We start from the raw sequence: 19,661 nt of genomic DNA, 5'->3' as shown, positions 1-19,661 counted from the left end.
AAGGCGTGCCAAGAAGCGGACGAACCACAGGGATTTGTTGCACGCTTGGTCTTGCCGCAGGCTCTGCCGGGGTAAGTGCTACCTGATACGGGTAGCCGGTTTTATACTGCAGTTGCTGCGCAAAGGCGCATTGCTTCCTTGGAGCAATGCGCCTTTTGCATTAGGTGAAGCTCCAGCAGCCTGGCTGTCGTTGCAATACTGCGCTACACGCAAAAATATTCGTCTTGTCTAATTCATCTATGCCACCTCATCGTTTTTATTCGCGCCTTGTCTTGCCTGGCAGTCGAGGCTTCCGGAAGTCCCTTTGCGGTGCGATGACTGGGGCAATGCTTATCGTCACTGGTCCGCCCGATTCCGTACTTGGTCGCCTATGGGATGCGCCCTAGCCGTATCAGCAATAGGGTTACGCTACCAACAAGACGAGAGGGGGAGCACGAAGATGCCCAATACCATGGCACTTGTATCAGGCAGTTCATTCAGGCCCGTACCAGCGAGGGCACCCGGCATGATGTGGCTGGGGTATGGCTTGGCGATCCTGCTGCTGACCGATTTGCTGATACGGACATTGCCGCAACGGTGGGAGATCTGGTTTGACACTAATTCCGGCGTCAGCCTTGGTATCAGCCTGGCCATAGCGGTGGTGGCATGGCTGCTATGGACCCGCCTGCTGTTCCCGGCCTGGAGTGGATTACCGCACGACCATCGGTGGCGTCGCCGCTGGGCCTTCGTGGCCAGGGCGGTAGGCTGGCTGGGTGTGCTGCTGGGTGGTGCGCATCTGATTTCATCGTTCTTGCTGGCGGCAGATGTCGTGATGAACATGCCCGGTGAAGACCTGGGTGTGGCGGAGCATGCCTGGATCAGGCGGCACAGGAACGAGTACTGGGGTTTCACCACGCTGCTGCTAGCTGTATGGATGGCTGTGGCCTTCGGCGCGTGGCTGGCCTATCGGCGCTTCGAGGGGTGGCGTCATCTGCTCAGCATCGTGCTGTTTGTGGTGCTGATCTTCTTTGCCTTGTTCAGTGCGGGGTTTATCAGTGCCTACACGGGTAGGGTGTTGGCGAAGGACCCGGTCAATGGGATCGCCAAGCAAGCGGAGGCTCGCCACGAGAAGCCCAAGTTACCGATACACACAGCCTACTCTCTGCTATTGCTGGCGGCGGTCGGGGTAATTGGCCTATCCGCATCGGCGCGGCTCCGCAACCGAGACGACCAGCTGCTAATCAGCAAGTGGGAGGCCGAAGCGTTGCGCGAGCGAACAGGGCGCGAGCTGGCGGAGGCGCAGCTGAAACTGCTGCAGGCACAGATAGAACCGCATTTTCTGTTCAACACCCTGGGGGCCTTGCAGCAGCGGGCTGAAGGCAAGGCGCCAGAGGCGGCAGCACTGGCGGCCGATCTGGTGCGCTTTCTGCGTGGCAGCATGCAGACCCTGCGGGCCGAGCAAACCACACTGCAGGAGGAGTTTGGCCTGGTGGAAGCTTACTTGGGGGTGATGCAGGCGCGGCTGGGCGCGCGCTTGCGCTACCGGCTGGACCTGCCATCCAGCCTGGCGGGGCAGACCTTGCCCAGCATGATGCTGCTGACCCTGGCGGAAAACGCGATCAAGCATGGTATCGAGCCATGCTCAGACGGCGGTGAGGTTTCGGTGCAAGCCTGCAGCGATGGCACAAAGCTGACGCTGTGTGTCGTGGACACAGGTGCTGGCGTCAGCGATATCCCTGGTACGGGGGTGGGGTTGGACAATATACGCAACCGCTTGCGGCTGTTGCATGGCGGGGAGGCTAGGCTGGTGCTGGAGCAGAACACGCCGAGGGGGTTTAGTGCCTGTATTACCCTGCCTGTGCCGGCTGCCTCGGGAGAGATGACATGAACGCGCCGACTCCGCACAGCTGGCTGGCACGGCTCTATCTATTCAATAACACGCTGGGGCAGGTCTTGCGCCTGGGTACCTATACCCAGGATGAAGCTGTCCTCAGCCAACTGGATAGCATGGCCAGGTCGCGCCGCTTATGGCTTTGGGTGGCGGGCGCGAGCCTGTTGTGGATGCTGTTGGTGTGGTGCGCGCACAGCGTCGCATTGCAGTCCGGCCCACCACCTGCCGGGAGCACCGCATCGCTCAGCCTAATGGTGCATTGGGCGCAGCCAGGCTGGGCCGCGCTGCTCTGGGGCTTGCTGGTGCCGCCGCTGCTGGGCTTGCTGATGCTGGATGGCTGGTTCAGTCGCCAGACGGGTAAGCACCTGTACTTGTTCTTTACAGGCTACCACCTCAGTCTGGTGGTCTATCCGCTGACGGCTGCTGCGCTCCGGGCCGGTCGGCAGCCGCAGGGGTTGACCCTGTATGGCTGGCTGGCGGAGTTGCCGGATCACGGCAATCGTTGGTTCCTCAATTTGGGCTTGTTGCTGCTGTTTGGTCTGGTGATCTTCCTGGTGGTGGTGCGTGGTCGACGCGAGCATGAGGCCAAGCTCCGGTTACAGGAGCAGGCAGAACTGGAACGGGCAGCCCGGCAGGTGGCGGAGGCTGAATACAAGCTGTTGCAGGCGCAGATAGAGCCGCATTTCCTGTTCAACACGCTGGGCGCATTGCAGCATAGGGCGGAAGGCAAGGCACCGGAGGCAGCGGCGCTGGCAAGTGATCTGGTGCGCTTTCTACGCGGCAGCATGCAGACCCTGCGCGCGGATCAGACCACACTGAAGGAAGACTTTGCCCTGGCAGAGGCCTACCTGGGCATCATGCAGGCCCGCATGGGTGATCGCCTTCGCTATAGGGTGGCCCTGCCGTCCGAGCTGGCTGGTTTGATCATACCCAGCATGATGGTACTGACGCTGGTCGAGAATGCACTCAAGCATGGCCTGGAGCCCTGTGCGCCGGGCGGTGAGATATGCCTGAGCGCGAGGCCGGAAGCGGCGTGTCTGGTGCTGACCGTGGCGGATACCGGCCGCGGCGTCAGTGATATCCCCGGCACGGGTGTGGGCCTGGACAATATCCGCACCCGCCTGAAATTGCGCTATGGCAGCGCCGCCTGCCTTGAGCTCGAAGAAAATCAGCCGCAAGGCTTTGTGGCGCGCATCACGCTACCCATGGTCAGCCAGCCGGAAAGGGTATTGGCATGAATCCCTTCCTGATGCTGAGACAGTATGTGGTGGCGACGCGACCCCGCATGATCGCCCTGGTCGTTGTGATGGTGGTGCTTCAGGCAGTACTGGGCATACTGGCTAAGCGAGTCTTTGTTGCCATGGGCTTGCCGCCAGGTGTGCTGGAGCTGCTGGTGCTAGGTATCAAGTTTGCTGTTCTGGTGTGCTTTTTCACCCTCGTCAAACCGGTATGGGCCAAGCAGCCAGGGGCTGGCGGAAACGATGCAGGCCCTCGCGCTGCCACCCGCTTCGGGCGCCTTTTTCTTGCCAGTGAGCGCTACAGCGCATGGTGGTACAAATCCGAACAGCATATCCAGCAACGTGATGTCGACCGGTTGGACAAACTATTCACCACGGGCCGTGGACGCTTGCTGATCGGCGTATGGCTAGTGGGTTTCAGCATAGTGGCTGTTCTGCTGTCCGGGATAGATGTGACCCGATTCCAGGTCGCCGCTACCTGGCATTCACCCTCACTATATGTAGGTGCGGCGGGCTTGGTGTTGGGCGTGTTTGTAGGTTGGATGGTGTTGGATCTGTGGGTGGGCTACCGCAAGTATTCGGGCAGGCTATGGTATTTCGCCGGCATCATGTTTCTGGTCATGGTGCTGGTTACCGTCTTGCTCTGGGCCATGTTGCTGCTGGTTGATGGTAAACGGGATTTTTCGCAGCTAGGTGTCGTGCTGGTTGCCTCCGGCGGCGCTTCCTTGCTGCTGCTTTTGCTGTTTGTATCGGTGGTTGCCCTGGTTTCGTCTATGCGCAACATGGAGTACGCAGTCGAAACCAATGAACTACGCCATCAGGCCGAAAAGGCCGAGGCCGAACTCAAGTTGCTGCAGGCGCAGATAGAGCCACACTTTCTCTTCAATACCCTGGGGGCGCTGCAGCACCGGGCGGAAGGCAAAGCCCCCGAAGCGGCCGCACTGGCTGCTGACTTGATCCGCTTTTTGCGCGGCAGCATGGCAACGCTGCGGGCAGAGCACACCACGCTCAAGGATGACTTTGCCCTGATTGAGTCCTACCTGGCAGTCATGCAGGCCCGCATGGGCGACCGTTTGCGCTACCGGGTAGAACTGCCTGCCGAGCTAGGCAATCAAGCCGTGCCCAGCATGATGCTGCTGACCCTGGTGGAGAATGCGCTCAAGCATGGCCTGGAACCCTATGCGCCCGGTGGCGAGGTGGTGGTAACCGCTTGCCTGGACAGTGGCTGCATGCTGCTGACCGTTGCCGATACTGGCCGAGGCGTCAGTGACTTACCGGGTACTGGCGTGGGGCTGGACAATATCCGTACCCGACTGAAACTCCGTTATGGCAGCGCGGCAAGGTTGGAGCTTGAGGAAAACGAGCCGCAGGGATTTGTGGCACGTATACGGTTGCCATTGGACTCCGGCAGGGTTTGATGTGGCCACCACGGCACGGGTTGGACCTACAATCGGCCCATGAAAACCATCATGGTCTGTATCAAGCATCGCTATACCGATAAACCCTCCTGCGGCGGCCGGGGCAGTGATGCCCTGGCTTGTGCGCTGGAGCACTTGATCGCGGACAGGCAGGCGCCGGTGAAGGTGCATCGCTTTCCCTGCCTGGGGCTGTGCGAGTTGGGGCCAAACATGAAGGTGGTGGCCGGTGAGATGTACCATCATGTCAGCGAGGCGATGCTGCCCGATATCCTGCAGTCGGCGCTGGACGAACCGGAAGCCTAGTTCGTTGTTGATGCCGCCAATCTCGTCGTTTGTCTCCTTCTGCTGGGCGCTGGCAGGTAGCCACATTAATCTGCCATGACTCCCCAAAGGCAAAACGGCATGCTTGAGAACACCCACACCTTTGAAACCCAGGCAGCCACTGCCGAAACCCTGCCTAGGGCGCATGGCTGGCTGGCACGCGCCTTTCAGCAGGGTGATCGATTCAATGCCTGGCTGATCGGTTCGCAGTCTCAACTTAGCCAGCAACAGCTGGACGAAGTGGACGGCCTGGTCAGATCCCCCAAGGCCTGGTTGATAGGTGGCGTACTGTCTGTCTTGATTCTGGCGACGGCCTATCTCTTCTGCGTGTTTGACAGCAGGGTGGTAGTGCAGAGCATGCACGACGGAACGCGGCATATCAGCATTGAGATCGCTCGCCAGCCACTACCCGGCTCTTTCAGCCTGGTGGCGATAACCCTGTTGCTGGCGGTCTTCTGGTCCGTGCTGGATGTCTGGTATGGCTACGGCAAATACCTGGGTCGTTTGGGTGGATTTCTCAAGCTGGTGGCTTGGGTGGTGCTGCTACCGCTTGCCTTGATGATTCTGTTTGGTGCTGCGGGAGTGTTTTTACGTACCACAGGCTCGCCTTTGCAAGCCTTGGGCGAGATGCTGGTGACGCGACTGCTGGGCAATGTGGCCATGCTGGCCGTGGGGCTGGGTATGTGCGTGGGAGCCATGCTGACGGTGGCTTTTGCTCATTGGCGCAACAAGGAGATGGAAGAGCTGCGCAGCAGGCTGACCGCCGAAGCCCATGCAGAGCGAATGGCAAGACAGCTGAGCGAGGCGCAACTTAGGCTGCTGCAGGCACAGATTGAGCCTCACTTCTTGTTCAATACCCTGGGGGCAGTGCAACAGCTGGCGGAGGATGGCGCTCCCCGTGCTGCCAACCTGACAGCCAGCCTGATCCAGTTCCTGCGAAGCAGCCTGGCGCAGCTACGCAATGGCACGGTGACGCTGGGCCAGGACTTTACCCTGGTTGAGGCCTATCTGCGCATCATGCAGGCCAGGCTTGGTAGCCGCTTGCGCTATGCATTGGAACTGCCGCCTGAACTCGCCAGCCAGACCATACCTAGCATGATGCTGCTGACCCTGGTGGAAAACGCGATCAAGCATGGCATCGAGCCTGCGCTAAGGGGCGGCAGTATTACGGTGAGTGCCAGTATGGAAGGGGGGCAGCTCTGTCTGCAGGTGCGTGATACCGGTGTTGGCTTGCCGCCCATGCTTGAAGGCGGTGTAGGGTTGGCCAATATCCGGGAGCGCCTGCAACTGGGCTTTGGTGAGCGTGCTGGCCTGGTACTGCTGGGGCAGGAGGAGGGCGCACTGGCTGAGTTGCGTCTGCCACCGATGGATGGCGCGGGTTAGGCCTTTGAACAGGCGCCTAGCGTCGGCGCAACACCGGGTGGGGAAAAACTAGCTGTTGTTACGGCGCTTGCGGTGGGTTTGATACGCTCCCGTCAGGCTTGGTTGATACCCTGGTGAGGCTGTAGCTACCCTGGTGCGAAGTGGCTCCACCAGTTATGCAATAACACTTTGAAGCAGAGAGAATAATGAGTACACGTATCCTGATCGCCGAAGACGAACCCCTGATGCGCGAGCGCCTGGAAGGTTTGCTGCAAAAGACCTGGCCTGAGGCCGAGCTGGTGGCGGTGGCCGAGAATGGTAATGATGCCTGGGATGGCTATCTCGAATACGAACCCGATGTGGTTTTCCTCGATATCCGCATGCCTGGGCTATCCGGGCTGGAAGTGGCTGAGCGCATAGCGGGTGGCGCCCATGTGGTGTTCGTGACGGCATACGACCAGTACGCTGTGGAGGCGTTTGAGGCAGGTGCGGTGGATTACCTGCTCAAGCCAGTTGAAGTGGATAGATTGGCCAAGGCAGTAGAGCGTATCAAGACCAAGCTGGCCGCCCAGCCGGCCGACCTGGCCGAGATATTGAGCAAGCTGAAATCGGTGGTGCCACAGCAATCAGCCGAGAAGCTCAAGTGGATCAAGGCCACGGTGGGTAAGCAGATCAAGCTGATCAATGTGGAAGACGTGCTGTTCTTCCAGTCGGATACCAAGTACACCCGTGTGGTGCTGGCGGACTCCGAGGCGCTGATACGGACCCCGCTGAAGGATTTGCTGGCAGGATTGGACCAGGAGAAGTTCTGGCAGATACACCGGGGCACTATGGTCAATGTCAATGCAATTGCCGCCGCAGAGCGCATCGATGCCGAGCGTATGCAGGTGCTGGTGAAGGGATGCAGCGAAAAGCTGCCGGTCAGCCGCGCCTTTACCCATCTGTTCAGGGATTGAACGTCAGATAGGCGAGTAGTACATCGGGTGCCACCCAGCCTTGTGGGTAGAACCCGCCGGGCAATTATTCTCGCGCTTTGGCTTTCTCGCCTATCTTGCCTTCGGTGCCTGCCAGGAGATTGAGCAGATTGCGCTTGTGGCGCTGTATTAGCAATGCCGCAATCAGCAAGACCGCGCCGAATAGTGCGGGTCGGCCGGGCAGCAGCAGGTGGCAGGCTATGGGCGCCGCAACGGCGGCCACTATGGCGGCCAGCGAAGAGATACGGGTGGCTGCAGCCATGACCAGCCAGACCGTCACGGTGGCGAGGCCCAGGCGCCAATCCAGCGTCAACAGCACACCAGCCGCGGTCGCGACACCTTTTCCACCCAGAAAGCGGAAGAACACCGGCCACATATGGCCTACGGTGACGGCCACTGCCACCGCAGCCAGCCAGTGGTCAGGAAGGTTGGCCAGCTTGGCAGCCAGTACCACCACCACTGCTTTGAGCGTATCGCCCAGCAAGGTGAGCACGGCGGCCAGCTTTTTGCCTGAACGCAGCACATTGGTGGCACCGGGGTTGCCCGAGCCGTAAGAGCGGGGGTCTGCCATCTTCATCGCACGGCTGACGATGACGGCAAAAGACAGCGAGCCGACCAGGTAGGCGGCGATCACAAAGGCAAGCGGCAAGGCGTAGGGCGGCATCTACAGAATTCCACTACAATGGGCAGCCTCGGATTCTAAGCCGGTTGCGGCATCCAGCGATAGCGAGCAAGCGCTGGAGCGTGCACTGGGACACGATATGGACATTATTTACCTGCACGGTGTGAAGGCCAGGACGCTGATAGGCGTCTACGATTGGGAGCGCGTAGCACCCCAGGTGGTGGAGATAGACCTGGAGCTGGGCATACCCAGTGCCCGCGCCTGCCAGACCGATGAACTGGCCGATACCATAGACTATGCCAAGGTGGTGGAGCGTCTGCGGGGTGTATTGGCCGAGCAGCACTTCCTGCTGCTGGAACGCTTGGCCGAGTATATTGCCCAGGATGTGATGGGCGAATTCGGCACGCCCTGGGTGCGGGTGTCGGTTACCAAGCTGGGCATATTGCACGAGGTGGGCCGTGTCGGCGTCACGGTTGAGCGTGGTCACCGAGGCGGTTGATGCGGTGGTAAAACAACAAAAAAGCGACCCAGGGTCGCTTTTTTGCTTTGGTTTGCCGGTTGTGTCGCTTTATTGCTTCTCGAACCAGGCCATGGATTCGACGTGGCCGGTATGGGGAAACATATTGACCACGCCGGCGGTCTTCATGGTGTAGCCCTTGACGTTGACCAGTACGTTGGCGTCGCGTGCCAGGGTGGCGGGGTTGCAGCTGACATAGACGATGCGCTTGGGGCCATGCTCGGCCGAGATGGACTTGCACACTTCCATGGCGCCGTCGCGTGGTGGGTCGATCAGCATGCGGTCGAAATGACCCAGGCCAGCCATGATTTCTTCGGTCATTTCGAACAAGTTGGCAACCTGGAATTCGGTCTGGTTTTCCAGGCCGTTCTTGATAGCGTTTTCGCGGGCGCGTTCAACCAGCTGCTGGCTGCCTTCTATGCCCAGCACCTGGGCACCCAGGCGGGCGATGGGCAGGGTGAAGTTGCCCAGGCCGCAGAACAGATCGGCAATCCGCTCGCCCGGCTGTGGGTCCAGCAGGCGCAATGCACGGCCGACCAGTACGCGGTTGATATGCGGGTTCACCTGGGTGAATTCGGTGGGCTTGTAGGGCATGACTATGCCGAATTCGGGCAGGCTGTAGCTGAGTTGCGGCGCATCGAGCGGGTAGAAGGGGTAAGCCGTGTCCGGTCCCTTGGGCTGTAGCCAGAATTGCACCTGGTACTGGTCTGCAAAGCTGCGTAGCAGGGCTTCGTCGTCGGTGTTGATGGGGTCCATGATGCGCAGGACCAATACATCTACATGCTCGCCCACGGCCAGCTCTATCTGCGGCATGCGCTCGCGGATGCTGAGTTGCATGACCAGTTCGCGCAGCGGCACTAGCATGTCGGAAATCTTCCGAGGAAGGATTTCACAGGACTTCATGTCGGCAATGAAGCTGGAGCGCTTTTCATGAAATCCCACCAGCACGGTACCCTTCTTGGCCACGTAACGGGCCGACAGGCGGGCACGGTGGCGATAGCCCCAGGTGGGGCCGTAAATGGGTGTCAGCAGGGTTTCTGGCTTGACTTCGCCGATGCGCGAAAGGTTTTCTTCCAGCACGCGTTGCTTGGCGGCCACCTGGCCACTGGCCTCGGCATGCTGCATGGAGCAACCACCGCAGACGCCATAGTGCTGGCATTGCGGCGTGGTGCGCAGAAAGCTTTCCTTCAGCACGGCCACGGCCTGGGCATTTTCAAAGGTGGGCTTTTTGCGGTAGCTGGAGTACTCGACCACTTCGAAAGGCAGGGCGCCATCGATGAAGATGGTCTTGCCATCTACGTGGGCGACACCATGGCCGTCGTAGTCCAGGGATTCTATGGTGGCGACGGGATTACGGCGTGGTTCGGTCATGGTGTAAGGGCTGGGAAGCGGAAAAAGCCGGCGATTATAAGCGCTTGAGTCGTTTAGGGAAATTGCCTTTGGCCGGGGCGGCGGAAAAAACGAGGCCGACACTATCTGGGTGTCGGCCTGTGAGTCAGGCGGCGTTGGCCGCCTTCGAGGGAGATTGTGTCTGTTCGACTGATATCCGTTATAGCCCCCGGTATGCTGTTTGCAAGTCATTGTCATACCGTCCGTCGTTTCATGAGCGGTCAATGGCATGAGGCCTGCCGTATGGCGGCCTGCCGACGCCCAGGGCGGCTACGGCTTTAAAATCAGGGCTATGCCTGCAACCGACGACATTCGTTTATTCCTGGCACTTTGGCCAGACGAGGCCGTGGCTGATGCCCTGCATGCTGCCAGTGGCAGGCTGCAGGGCTTGTGCGGCGGGCGCCGCATGCGGCGTGACACACTGCACCTGACTCTGGTGTTTTTGGGTAATACACCCAGATCGCGCCTGCCGGCACTGATGGCGGCGCTGGCCCAGGTAGCCCTGATGCCTGCCGAGCTACGGCTGGATCACTATGGCCGCTGGCGCCCTGGCATCACCTGGTTGGGCCCGTCGGACCCGCCGGCTGCCCTGTTGCAGCTTGTGGATAAGCTACGCGCTACCCTGGATGAACTGGGTCTGAAGTATGACCGCAAGGCTTTCAAGCCGCATGTGACCATGCTGCGGCATGGCCACCCACCAGCGGCTTGGCCGGATGATGCGCCGCTAGTCTGGCCGATCAGGGGATTCCGGCTGGTGGCATCCTCGACAGAGGGAGAGCAGGGGCCGGAATACCAGGAGTTGGAGAGCTATCAGCTGGATGCCTAGGGGTGTAAGCAGGCATTGAGCAGGCCCTTACGGCTGCAGCCCACCCAACTCGGCATTGGCATTGTTCAGGCTTTGGCGCTGCATCGCCTCTTGCTCCTGCACGATCTCTTGCACACGCCTGAAGTGAGCGTTGTAGCGATCAAGCAGGGCTTGATTGTTGAACGCCACATTGCCTTGCTCTACCTCCCATGCCTGGGGGTTGCGGGCCAACAGATCTACCATCGCCCCCATTTCATCGATGGCTTGGTTTTCCAGCGCCCACAGCTTGTCTATGTTCCTGCGCGCTTTGACCAAGCCCTGTTCAAAGCCAGACCTCAGGTCTGACTTGTCTGCTTCGCTCATATTCAGTGTGCTGATACTGGCCAGGGTGTTGTTTATGGCTTGATGGTTACGAGCCTGATAGGTATTGGCAATCTGGCGGACCTCGTGCACCAAGGCCCGGCGTTGATGGAAACCGGGGTCTTGCGAGAATTGGCTGGCATTGAGCAGGTTCTCCCAGCCTGAATTACTGATTTCGCGCTGATAATCGTTGCGCAAGGCAGTCAAATCGCGAAAGAAGGTCTTGATGAAACGCTCCATTTCGCCAGCCGAGCCGGTGGCTCTGGGCGTGGTATCGATAAGTGCGCCCTGCTTGGGCAGACCGTCCTGACCATTCAGCAGGTCGGCACTCATATTGTTGATCTCGCCACGGATCTCGCTCACCGCAACTTGCAAGGCTGCGCGATCGGCCTGTCGCTTGCTGGCGATGCTGTGGGCGGCCAGGCTGCCGAGACCTGCGGTGACCAGCACGGCCAACAGGGCAATGCCGGCCTTGGTATTGCCGTGGCGCCGGCCGAAGACCAAGTAGTAAACCGCGAACAGCACCAGGGCCACGGGCAGGTTATAGCCCATGGCATAGGGCAGGCTGACTGCCTTGCCCAAGGGCAGTATCACCGACAGCACCAAGAGCAGCAGGCAAAGGCCAGCCAGGCTGATGGCCCAGCGATGTGTGGAAGGTGCCTGAGGGCTGGGGGCGCTGTTTGGATTCATGCAAGGCTCTAGAGTACAGGGGGTGTGGGGGTGGAATCATAGCGCACGGGTTTGGCACGTCACCATTTCAACCCGCTGTAGCGGAGTGTTGGTGGCGTTAACGGGTGCGGTAGGCGCAAAAACCGGGGCGCGGGCCGATGCGTGGATGATTGCGACAGGTATTGGGGCGCTTGGCGTAGATGGTGCAGCGGCGGCTTTGGGCATCCAGGTACAGGCAATCGCCATTGGCCCGGCGGGTGAGGGTGTAGATGCTGTGCTTGAAGTTGAAGTGCTGCACGATCCTGGCCTTCATCAGGCGCTTGGCGATTTGCTTGGGCGGCTCGCCCTCGGCTTCAAAGGCATCCACCACGCCCATGCGTACCAGGTCAGCCAGCTTGACCTCGACGGGCATGGTGCAACAGGTGGCCATGCAGCTATCGCACAAGCCATCGCGGTATTTCAACCAGGTGCCGGTACGGTCCAGATCGGCATGGTGCAACAGTATGGGCTTGGCGGTCATGCAGTAAGGCTGTGAGGGAAGCAGGCCGGGGATTATATCGGACTTGGGCTGCTGTTGCGGCAAAGTCCTTGAATCTAAATGGACTAGTGGCTTTTCCCGGCCCCGGCGTACTTCAGTCCTGCCCGATACAAGGCAGCAATCAGATCGGACTGTGTGAGCATGCCTACCAGCTGTGCCTGATGGTTGAGTACGGGCAGATGGTGCAGGCCGCCATCGGATAGCGGTTGGACCAGATCGGCAATGGCTTGGTCCTCCTGCGTGGTCAGTACCTGGGTCGTCATGATGCTCGATACCGGCAGCATTTCCTGCTGGGGGTGCATCTGGGTTTGGCCGTCAGGCGTGATCAGGAAGTCATGCAGGGTGACAATGCCCAGCACATGTCCTTATAGATTCAGCACAGGCAAGGCTTTGATACGGCGCTGGCGCGGTTGCGCTTAGGGCTACCCCAGTGAGGGGGTGCCTGTAGGGTGGCACCGAGATTACATAATGTGGATCGAAGGTGGGCACCGGGCTTTGGGCAGAAGGCAACAGGGAGCTGCGTGAGCGCTGGTGGCGATCATTATGTCCCCGGCCAGCACTTGAAATTGAGTGCCACCACATTTCTACCTTCACGCCAGACATAGTGGCATCGACTAGGTAGTGACTTCACCAGCAGGCAACCTACCCCGCCTACCTGTCCGTGCTCCACCGCCTGCACCACCGTATGGGCATCTTGCAGCAGCGGGTTATAGGGCTGGGCGGCATCCAGATAACAGATTTCGACCTCATCTGCGCGGCGGGTGATTTCCAGCCACACCAGCGCCTGCTCGGCGGGGGTATCAGGCCCGTAGCCGTGATGCACGGTGTTGGCGAATAGTTCTTCCACCACCAATTGGGCCCTCAAGGCTTCCTGTTGGGCAAGGCCCAGCGCCCGGCATGTTTGTGTCAGCCAATCCTGCAGGGGGTGGAGTTGGCTGAATTGCGCGGGAAAGCAGCGGGCGTACTGAATCATTGCTATACGATAGTAGATGGAGGTACACATCATGAATATCAAAGTGATAGCTGTGGCAGTGCTGCTTGCCCTTCCCGCCCAGGCCGAAGAGGCTGCCGGCATGATCAAGACGGCGCAGGGCAAGGTGGAGGTGGTGCGCGGTGGCCAGCGCTTGCCGGCTGGGCCGGGCTTTGCCGTGATGCAGGCCGACAAGGTGCAGACAGGTGCGGCCAGCAGCGTGGGCATTACGCTACGGGACAATACCTTGCTGTCGGCGGGAGCGAATTCGAGCTTGTCGCTGGATCAGTATGCGTTCAACCCGACGACCCATCAGGGGCGGATAGACGCTTCGCTCAAGCGCGGCACCTTGTCGGTGATCTCGGGCAAGATTGCCAAGACCTCGCCGGATGCTGTGCATTTTCGTACTACGGCAGTCACGCTGGGTGTGCGGGGTACCGAGTTCATACTCGAAGCGCACGGCGAGGAAGATTGAGATGGAATTGTTTGTGCCCTTTACCCTGGCGACTTGGCTGATCGCCCTGAACCATGAGCCGGCCAACGACAGGGTGGTGTTGCTGCCCAGCGCCGATGGCCGTGCCGGGGCGGTGCAACTGAGCACGGCAAAGGGCGAGTTGCTATTGGCGCAACCCTATGCCGCCGCGGAAGCCAGCTCCGATGGCAAATTGACGGGCAGTACGGCAGATGGCGCCAGTGTGCAGGCGCGTTATGGCGATACGTTGGCGGCATTGCCGGCCAGGCCGGTTTCGTTCACCGTCTACTATCTGTCGGGATCGGCCGAGGCGTTGACGGCGGAATCGGCTGGGCAACTGGATGCACTCAAGGCAGAGCTGCTACGGCGGCCGGTGCCCGAGATTGTGGTGGTGGGGCATACCGACCGGGTGGGTAGTCAGGCCGATAACGATGTACTGTCGCTGGCCCGGGCGGGCATGGTGCGCCAGCGCTTGCTGGACAGCGGGGTCAAGGCACAAAGCATGGAGATTGCCGGCAGGGGAGAGCGGGAGCTGGCGGTGGATACGGCGGATGAGGTGGCCGAAAGCCGGAATCGTCGGGTGGAGATCATTGTCCGCTAGTCGTGCTGCGGGCGGCCTGTGCTAGCTATTGCGGCGTAACAGCAGCAGGGTGAGATCGTCCGATGGCGGGGCGTCACCGACAAATTGCTGCACATCAGCCTGTACTGTGCTGACCATGCGCTCAAGTGCTGCGTCTATTGGCATAGCGGTCAGCACGGCTTCCAGTCGTGCCATGCCATATAGTTCGGATTGCGCATTCATGGCTTCGGTAATGCCATCTGTGATCACGCAAAGCGTATCTCCAACTGCCAGTTGGTAGGCTTGTACGGGGTAGGGAAAATCTTCCAGTATGCATAGCGGCGGTCCGCCAGCACCCCTGAGCTGTGTCAGGCTGCCGTTGCTGCGCCGTAGCCAGGGGGCATCGTGGCCTGCGTTGATCAGATGCAGTTTGCCTGTCGCTACATCCAGTATCCCGGCCACCACGGTAATGAACAGGGTTTCGGGGTTTTCGCGCGCCAGTTCCTGGTTCAGTTGGCCAATGATGGCGGTGATGTCGTCCTCACCCCGCAGTGCAATGCTCTTGCCCAGCGCCTTGGCCACTACCATGAACAGGCTGGCCGGCAGGCCTTTGCCCGAGACATCCCCCACGATGAAGAACAGATGGTCGGGGCTGAGCATGAAGAAATCGTACAGGTCGCCACCTACTTCGCGTGCGGGCTCCAGTACGGCGGCCAGCTGAAAGCGGGTTTCGCCAGGGAACTGCCGGGTGGCATCAGGCAGCGAACCCAACTGCAGGCGGCGTGCGGCGGCCAACTCGCCCGCCACCTTGGCCGCCAGTTCGCGCTCGTGCTGCAGGGCTTGCTGCGCCTGCCGCCGCTGGGCATCGGTCTCGAGAAATCGGCTGCTCAGCAGGCTGCCCAGCAGCAGGCACAGGCTGATCAGGATACTGGCCGCATCGAACAGCAGCCCACCATACCGGAACCCGGCAAAGCCGGCAGCGGCGACGAGGCTGAACAGCACGGCTGTGCCGGGCGCCAGCCAGCGCAGTCGGGTACGCGGTACGGCCGCTATCAGCAGCAAGCCGGCCAGCAGTAGCACGCCACCTTCGAGGTGGCGCATCCAGGCGGGGCGTTGCAGAAACTGCCCGGCTATCAGGCTTTCCATCAGCTGCGCCTGGATTTCCACGCCGGGCACCTGCGCATCCAGCGGTGTGGCACGCAGGTCGGTCAGCCCAAAGCCGGTGATGCCGATCAGCACCAGCTTGTCTTGCAGCGCGGTTGGATCGACCCGACCAGACAGTACCTGGGCTGCCGAGACGCTGCGGCTGTGGCGGGCTGGTGCAAAAGGCAACCAGACCTCGCCATTGGGCAAGGTGGGGACGATCAAATCGGCGACGCGGGCTTCGCGTATGCCGTGCTGGTCCACCACCAAAGTGACGGCGGGCACGCCTGTGGCGACCCGCAGCATTTCCATGGCCAGGGAGGGGACAGGCTGCTGGTTGACGCTGACGGCCAGCGGCATGCGCCTGACTACGCCACCGTCCAGATCCACCGATAGGACAGCCTGGCCAGTGGCAGCCGCTTGCAACTGCGGTAGGCTGGCTAGTACCCAGGGATAGGCACGCAGCCAAGGTAGCGGATCTCCGCCCTGGACCTGCACAGGCTGGCTGCGTAGGCCCTGGGTGGTCGATAGCGTAGGGTAGTCGAAGCCGGCGGCGCCCAGTACCACCGGGGCAGACTGCAGCGATTGCACCAGTACTGCTTCATGGCTGGGTAGGGCAGCAAGAGTGGTGGCAAGGTCGGCCTGCTTGGTAGGCAGGTTGCGGGCCACCATGGCGGGCGAGGTCTGATCCAGCTCGGGCATGTAGAGATCAAGCCCGATGGCCAGGGGGCGGTGGGTATTGATGGCGTCTATCAACCTAGCCAGCTTGTTGCGGGGCCAAGGCCATTGACCTAGCTGTTGCAGGCTGGGTTCGTCTATTTCGACCAGGGTGACGGGCTGGCCTTGCGGCTGGCGCGGCCAGGTGTGCTGGTACAGATCGAACAGGGCCAGGCGAGCGGCGGGCAGGCCAGATTGCGGCGACAGTTGTTGGAAGCCCAGCAGGGCAAGCAATAGCAATAGCGCCAGCGGACGGCCCCGCCTGGCCTGTAGCAGCGTCGCCACAGCGCCGCGTCGCGGCATCAGAGCACGACTTCCAGGCCATCCCATGCCGATAGGATCTCCAGCGGGGCACCTTCGCGGGTCAACTCCTCGAAGCGGCGGGTTTCGTTGAGTATCTGGGCGATCTGCAGGTCGTCATAGGCGGGTTCGTGGTGAAACAGACATAACCGCTTGGCCTGGGCCAATTGGCAGAGTTCCACGCCGACGATATTGGACGAGTGGCCCCAGTCCTCCTTGACCGAGATGGCGGCGGCCAGCGAGTACATGGCATCGAAGATCACCAGGTCGGCTTGGCGGAAAAAATCGGCAAAGGCGGCGCGCTCGGCCAGATCGCCGACATCGTGCTCTGAATCGGTGGTGTAGACCACCACGGCCTTACCATCGTCAAAGCGCCAGCCATAGGAGTCGCCGCCATGGCGTTGTTTCTTGGCGCTGACGGTCAGGCCCGCAACGGCGTAGTCATGACCGGGCTCCATGACATCGAAACGGATATCGGCCCGCAGCAGTGAAAAATCCACCGGGAAGGACGGTTCGGCCTGCTGGCGGCGAAAGGCGAACTCCGCCTCGCTGTGGCAGCTGTGGATGATGAGCTGGTTGCCAGGGATGTAGGCGGGTGTAAAGAACGGGAAGCCCATGATGTGATCCCAGTGCAGATGGGACATGAACACATGATAGGTCTGTGGCTTGCCGCCATGTTGCCCCAGGTAATGGCCGGCCAGTGGGCGGGCGCCGCTGCCCATGTCGAGAATGATGTGCTCGCTGCCGCCTGTCTCCAATTGTACGCAGCTGGAGTGGCCGCCAAAGCAGCCGGCTGTGGCGAAGTCGAGTCGATCCACATAGGAGACCACCTGCTCGTGGCTGCTTAAATCTACCCCGGCTGCTCCCGAAAGCGCCGTGATCAACTTGGCCCGTACTGCTTGTGCTGTCATGGATACCGGAATGGAACCCCGGGTGCCCCAGAAGCGGACTTTCATCGCAAGGCCTCTATCGCATCGGCAACCGTGGGGTAGACCTTGAGCACCTGATCAAAGTGACTGATGGCAAAGACTTCGGCCACCAGTGGAGTGAGCGCGGCAATGGCGATGCGGCCTTGCTGAGCGGTGGCCTGCTTGTGGGCCAGCATCAGTGCCCGCAAGCCTATGCTGGAAATGTACTCGACCCCGGCGAAATCCAGTACGATGGCCGGCTGGCCTGCTTGGCAATCTGCCAGATAGGGTGATAGGGCAGCGGAGAATGGTTCGGCCCCGGCCTGGTCTATTCGGCCCTGAGTGCTTAGCAGCTGGATGCCATCGATCAGTTGTGCGCGCAATTGCATGAGGCTATCCGGTAGTCGTGGACAAGGCCGGGCAGTGGTACTGCCTGATGGTTTTATTCTAGCGCCTGATTTGGACTTTATAGCCTGATACACAGTTTGCCGCGGTGGCAGGAGAGGGGGCTTGGGGCGGGTTGGAGCAAGAGCAGGCCAGATACTTGCCCATGGTGCGCGAGAGTCGGGTGGCGAGGGCGATGTTCATGGTGCGATCAGTCGGCCCTAGCTGGCGTATGGCTGGGCCGCCAAAGCTGTAGAACCTTTGTCCATTGGTCGTTCTTGACTTGCCGCTTGTCGCGCGCACCCGACGTTTTGGGCAATGTGGCAAATTTGCTATTGAACTTTGCCGTAAATGTACCGATATTCGGATTGAAGGCCGATTGATCAGTGTGCGCCATGGGCGCAGAAGGGATGCAAGATGATCACCGTCTTTGATATGGCCTCAGGCCAGGATGAAAAGGTAATCGGCGAACCGGTTGTTGTGGCCCAGGCCACCGAACAAGCCAGACCACGTCAGGAGCTGCAGTTGCGACTCCTGACGTTGGACGAGGCCATGGCAGCGGAGCAGCGCTCAGACCGCCTTGGCCGCTAAGGCTGTCGCAGCCTTGGAGGCAAGTGCCTTGCCCAACTGGCCGTTGATAAAGCGGCCAGCTGCGGCGAGTTTCTCCAGATCCACCCCGGTCTGTATCCCCAGGCCGTCCAGCATATACACCACGTCTTCGGTGGCGACATTGCCACTAGCCCCCTTGGCGTATGGGCAACCACCCAGGCCGGCGGCAGAGCTGTCTATGGTGGCGACGCCCATTTCCAGTACCGCATAGATATTGGCCAGCGCCTGGCCCCAAGTGTCGTGGAAGTGTGCTCCCAACTGCGCTACCGGCACCGCTGCCGATACGGCGGCGATCATCTGGCGGGCTTTCTCTGGTGTTCCTACCCCTATGGTGTCACCCAGCGAGACCTCGTAGCAGCCCATATCGTAGAGCGCCTTAGCCACGCGAACGACGTCGGCCAGCGGTACTTCGCCCTGATAGGGGCAGCCCAGCACGCAGGACACATAACCGCGCACGGCAACGCCATCGCGGCGTGCTGCCTCGACGACCGGGGCAAACCGGGCCAGACTCTCGGCTATGCTGCAGTTGATGTTCTTCTGCGAGAAGGCCTCGGACGCGGCGGCAAATACCGCTATCTCATCGGCGCCCGCTGCACGGGCGGCCTCGTAGCCCTGCATATTGGGAACCAGCACGGGGTAACGTACGCCGGGGCGGCGCTTGAGGCCACGCATTACCTCGGTGTGGTCGGCCATTTGCGGCACCCACTTGGGCGACACAAAGGCAGTGGCCTCGATAACGCTCAGACCGGCATCGGCCAACTGGTCGATAAAGGCGAGCTTCACTTCGGTGGATACCGGCGATTTCTCGTTCTGCAGGCCGTCTCTTGGGCCGACTTCGACGATCTTAACTTGCTTGGGCATGGCCATATTGTGTTGTCTCCTGGTGAATCCCTGAGTACGTCTACCTGCCACACCTGCGGGGCTTTCTTGGGGGGACGAGGACGGATCATTCAGCGATGGTCAGCTGATTTTACCTGCTGCAAGGCGCTCGCGGCTTGACTCGACCCTGTGCGGGAGGCAGCGATGTGGATTTTGCAGGCGGCCCAGGCCCGTTAGCATTGAGGGAGGGGCCGCAACGAACAAGGGCCGCTGGTCGCGGCCCTTGTCTGGGAGCTGTATCGGTTTACTTGGCGAAGCCGCAGAACACATCGCGCATCATGCTGACGACTTCCAGCGTGCGCGGATCGCCCACGCGGTAGTAGACACGGTTGGCATCCTTGCGGGTGCGCAGCACGCCTTTCTCGCGCATGATGGCCAAGTGCTGCGAAATATTGCTCTGCGAGGTACCGACTGCGTCGACGATGTCCTGCACGCTTACTTCGTTCTCGCCCAGCACACACAATATCTTGAGGCGCAGGGGGTGGGACATCGCTTTCATCGCGCGGGAAGCCTGCTCGATTTGTTCGTCGTCCTGGATCAGGTGATAAGACATGGCGTACTTCTGAATATTATTCGGTTGGAATATAAGAAACTTTAATCTCCGGCATGTTAAACGTCACCCTGTGGCCGCGCAACC

Annotated in this window: 22 protein-coding genes; 11 read left to right on the top strand and 11 right to left on the bottom strand. The window is 60.6% G+C overall.

Annotated features, from left to right (window positions below):
* Positions 1–505: 505 nt before the first annotated feature.
* The 6 genes from QQK16_RS16020 (at position 506) to QQK16_RS15995 (ending at position 7,165) form a co-directional block, all read left to right on the top strand.
* Entirely contained in the window at positions 506–1,867 is a 1,362-nt protein-coding gene (locus tag QQK16_RS16020) for a histidine kinase (protein WP_284197483.1), read from the top strand.
* The gene (locus QQK16_RS16015; RefSeq protein WP_284197482.1) at positions 1,864–3,108 is read left to right on the top strand and encodes a sensor histidine kinase; all 1,245 of its coding nucleotides are present in this window, start codon (positions 1,864–1,866) and stop codon (positions 3,106–3,108) included. The genes QQK16_RS16020 and QQK16_RS16015 overlap by 4 nt, the downstream gene beginning before the upstream one ends.
* Positions 3,105–4,526 carry a sensor histidine kinase gene (locus QQK16_RS16010; RefSeq protein WP_284197481.1) on the top strand — a complete coding sequence of 474 codons (1,422 nt, stop codon included), beginning with the start codon at positions 3,105–3,107 and terminating at the stop codon, positions 4,524–4,526. The genes QQK16_RS16015 and QQK16_RS16010 overlap by 4 nt, the downstream gene beginning before the upstream one ends.
* 39 nt (positions 4,527–4,565) lie before the next feature.
* Positions 4,566–4,829 (top strand): (2Fe-2S) ferredoxin domain-containing protein, encoded by a 264-nt coding sequence (locus QQK16_RS16005; protein WP_284197480.1) that lies wholly within the window; start codon positions 4,566–4,568, stop codon positions 4,827–4,829.
* A 99-nt stretch (positions 4,830–4,928) separates the two neighbouring features.
* Positions 4,929–6,230: a sensor histidine kinase gene (locus tag QQK16_RS16000; RefSeq protein WP_284197479.1), complete on the top strand. Its 1,302-nt coding sequence runs from the start codon at positions 4,929–4,931 to the stop codon at positions 6,228–6,230.
* Between the two features lie 185 nt (positions 6,231–6,415).
* Complete coding sequence (locus QQK16_RS15995; protein ID WP_284197478.1) at positions 6,416–7,165, top strand: LytR/AlgR family response regulator transcription factor; 750 nt, start codon at positions 6,416–6,418, stop codon at positions 7,163–7,165.
* Positions 7,166–7,229: 64 nt separating this feature from the next.
* Here QQK16_RS15995 and plsY read toward each other — a convergent pair whose 3' ends face one another.
* A complete protein-coding gene (plsY, locus tag QQK16_RS15990) occupies positions 7,230–7,847 on the bottom strand; it encodes a glycerol-3-phosphate 1-O-acyltransferase PlsY (RefSeq protein ID WP_284197477.1) in 618 nt (205 codons plus the stop codon).
* A 97-nt stretch (positions 7,848–7,944) separates the two neighbouring features.
* On the opposite strand from plsY, the gene folB reads away from it, so the two are divergent.
* Positions 7,945–8,304, top strand: a complete 360-nt coding sequence (folB, locus tag QQK16_RS15985; RefSeq protein WP_284197476.1) for a dihydroneopterin aldolase — start codon at positions 7,945–7,947, stop codon at positions 8,302–8,304.
* 69 nt (positions 8,305–8,373) lie between these two features.
* Here the strand turns inward: folB and rlmD are convergent, their stop codons facing one another.
* Positions 8,374–9,693: a 23S rRNA (uracil(1939)-C(5))-methyltransferase RlmD gene (gene rlmD, locus QQK16_RS15980; RefSeq protein WP_284197475.1), complete on the bottom strand. Its 1,320-nt coding sequence runs from the start codon at positions 9,691–9,693 to the stop codon at positions 8,374–8,376.
* 310 nt (positions 9,694–10,003) lie between these two features.
* Here rlmD and thpR point away from each other — a divergent pair, with 310 nt between their 5' ends.
* Complete coding sequence (gene thpR, locus QQK16_RS15975; RefSeq protein ID WP_284197474.1) at positions 10,004–10,537, top strand: RNA 2',3'-cyclic phosphodiesterase; 534 nt, start codon at positions 10,004–10,006, stop codon at positions 10,535–10,537.
* Between the two features lie 27 nt (positions 10,538–10,564).
* Here thpR and QQK16_RS15970 read toward each other — a convergent pair whose 3' ends face one another.
* From QQK16_RS15970 to QQK16_RS15955, 4 genes are all read right to left on the bottom strand, one after another.
* A complete protein-coding gene (locus tag QQK16_RS15970) occupies positions 10,565–11,566 on the bottom strand; it encodes a hypothetical protein (protein WP_284197473.1) in 1,002 nt (333 codons plus the stop codon).
* Positions 11,567–11,663: 97 nt separating this feature from the next.
* Positions 11,664–12,065, bottom strand: coding sequence for a YkgJ family cysteine cluster protein (locus QQK16_RS15965; protein ID WP_284197472.1), 402 nt, complete (start codon positions 12,063–12,065; stop codon positions 11,664–11,666).
* Positions 12,066–12,148: 83 nt separating this feature from the next.
* Complete coding sequence (locus QQK16_RS15960) at positions 12,149–12,442, bottom strand: CBS domain-containing protein (RefSeq protein WP_284197471.1); 294 nt, start codon at positions 12,440–12,442, stop codon at positions 12,149–12,151.
* 182 nt (positions 12,443–12,624) lie between these two features.
* Entirely contained in the window at positions 12,625–13,056 is a 432-nt protein-coding gene (locus QQK16_RS15955) for an ATP-binding protein (RefSeq protein ID WP_284197470.1), read from the bottom strand.
* Between the two features lie 31 nt (positions 13,057–13,087).
* On the opposite strand from QQK16_RS15955, the gene QQK16_RS15950 reads away from it, so the two are divergent.
* A complete protein-coding gene (locus QQK16_RS15950) occupies positions 13,088–13,528 on the top strand; it encodes a FecR family protein (RefSeq protein WP_284197469.1) in 441 nt (146 codons plus the stop codon).
* Between the two features lies 1 nt (position 13,529).
* Complete coding sequence (locus QQK16_RS15945; protein ID WP_284197468.1) at positions 13,530–14,126, top strand: OmpA family protein; 597 nt, start codon at positions 13,530–13,532, stop codon at positions 14,124–14,126.
* Between the two features lie 21 nt (positions 14,127–14,147).
* Here QQK16_RS15945 and QQK16_RS15940 read toward each other — a convergent pair whose 3' ends face one another.
* From QQK16_RS15940 to QQK16_RS15930, 3 genes are read right to left on the bottom strand one after another with little or no spacing between them, the layout of a single operon-like run.
* Positions 14,148–16,247 (bottom strand): CHASE2 domain-containing protein, encoded by a 2,100-nt coding sequence (locus QQK16_RS15940; RefSeq protein WP_284197467.1) that lies wholly within the window; start codon positions 16,245–16,247, stop codon positions 14,148–14,150.
* Positions 16,247–17,200, bottom strand: coding sequence for an MBL fold metallo-hydrolase (locus QQK16_RS15935; RefSeq protein ID WP_284197466.1), 954 nt, complete (start codon positions 17,198–17,200; stop codon positions 16,247–16,249). Before QQK16_RS15935 ends, QQK16_RS15940 begins: the two co-directional genes overlap by 1 nt.
* Positions 17,197–17,541, bottom strand: coding sequence for an STAS domain-containing protein (locus tag QQK16_RS15930; RefSeq protein ID WP_284197465.1), 345 nt, complete (start codon positions 17,539–17,541; stop codon positions 17,197–17,199). The genes QQK16_RS15935 and QQK16_RS15930 overlap by 4 nt, the downstream gene beginning before the upstream one ends.
* Positions 17,542–17,953: 412 nt before the next feature.
* On the opposite strand from QQK16_RS15930, the gene QQK16_RS15925 reads away from it, so the two are divergent.
* Complete coding sequence (locus QQK16_RS15925; protein WP_284197464.1) at positions 17,954–18,127, top strand: hypothetical protein; 174 nt, start codon at positions 17,954–17,956, stop codon at positions 18,125–18,127.
* On the opposite strand, the gene QQK16_RS15920 is transcribed toward QQK16_RS15925, so the two are convergent.
* Positions 18,107–19,006 carry a hydroxymethylglutaryl-CoA lyase gene (locus tag QQK16_RS15920; protein ID WP_308447059.1) on the bottom strand — a complete coding sequence of 300 codons (900 nt, stop codon included), beginning with the start codon at positions 19,004–19,006 and terminating at the stop codon, positions 18,107–18,109. The genes QQK16_RS15925 and QQK16_RS15920 overlap by 21 nt on opposite strands.
* Before the next feature lie 262 nt (positions 19,007–19,268).
* Positions 19,269–19,577: an ArsR/SmtB family transcription factor gene (locus QQK16_RS15915; protein ID WP_284197462.1), complete on the bottom strand. Its 309-nt coding sequence runs from the start codon at positions 19,575–19,577 to the stop codon at positions 19,269–19,271.
* Between the last annotated feature and the right edge of the window lie 84 nt (positions 19,578–19,661).

The organism is Chitinimonas prasina (assembly GCF_030160395.1).
Lineage (GTDB): Bacteria > Pseudomonadota > Gammaproteobacteria > Burkholderiales > Chitinimonadaceae > Chitinimonas > Chitinimonas prasina.
Note: the sequence above shows the minus strand (reverse complement) of the source record. Positions and strands in the feature narration are given on the sequence as shown.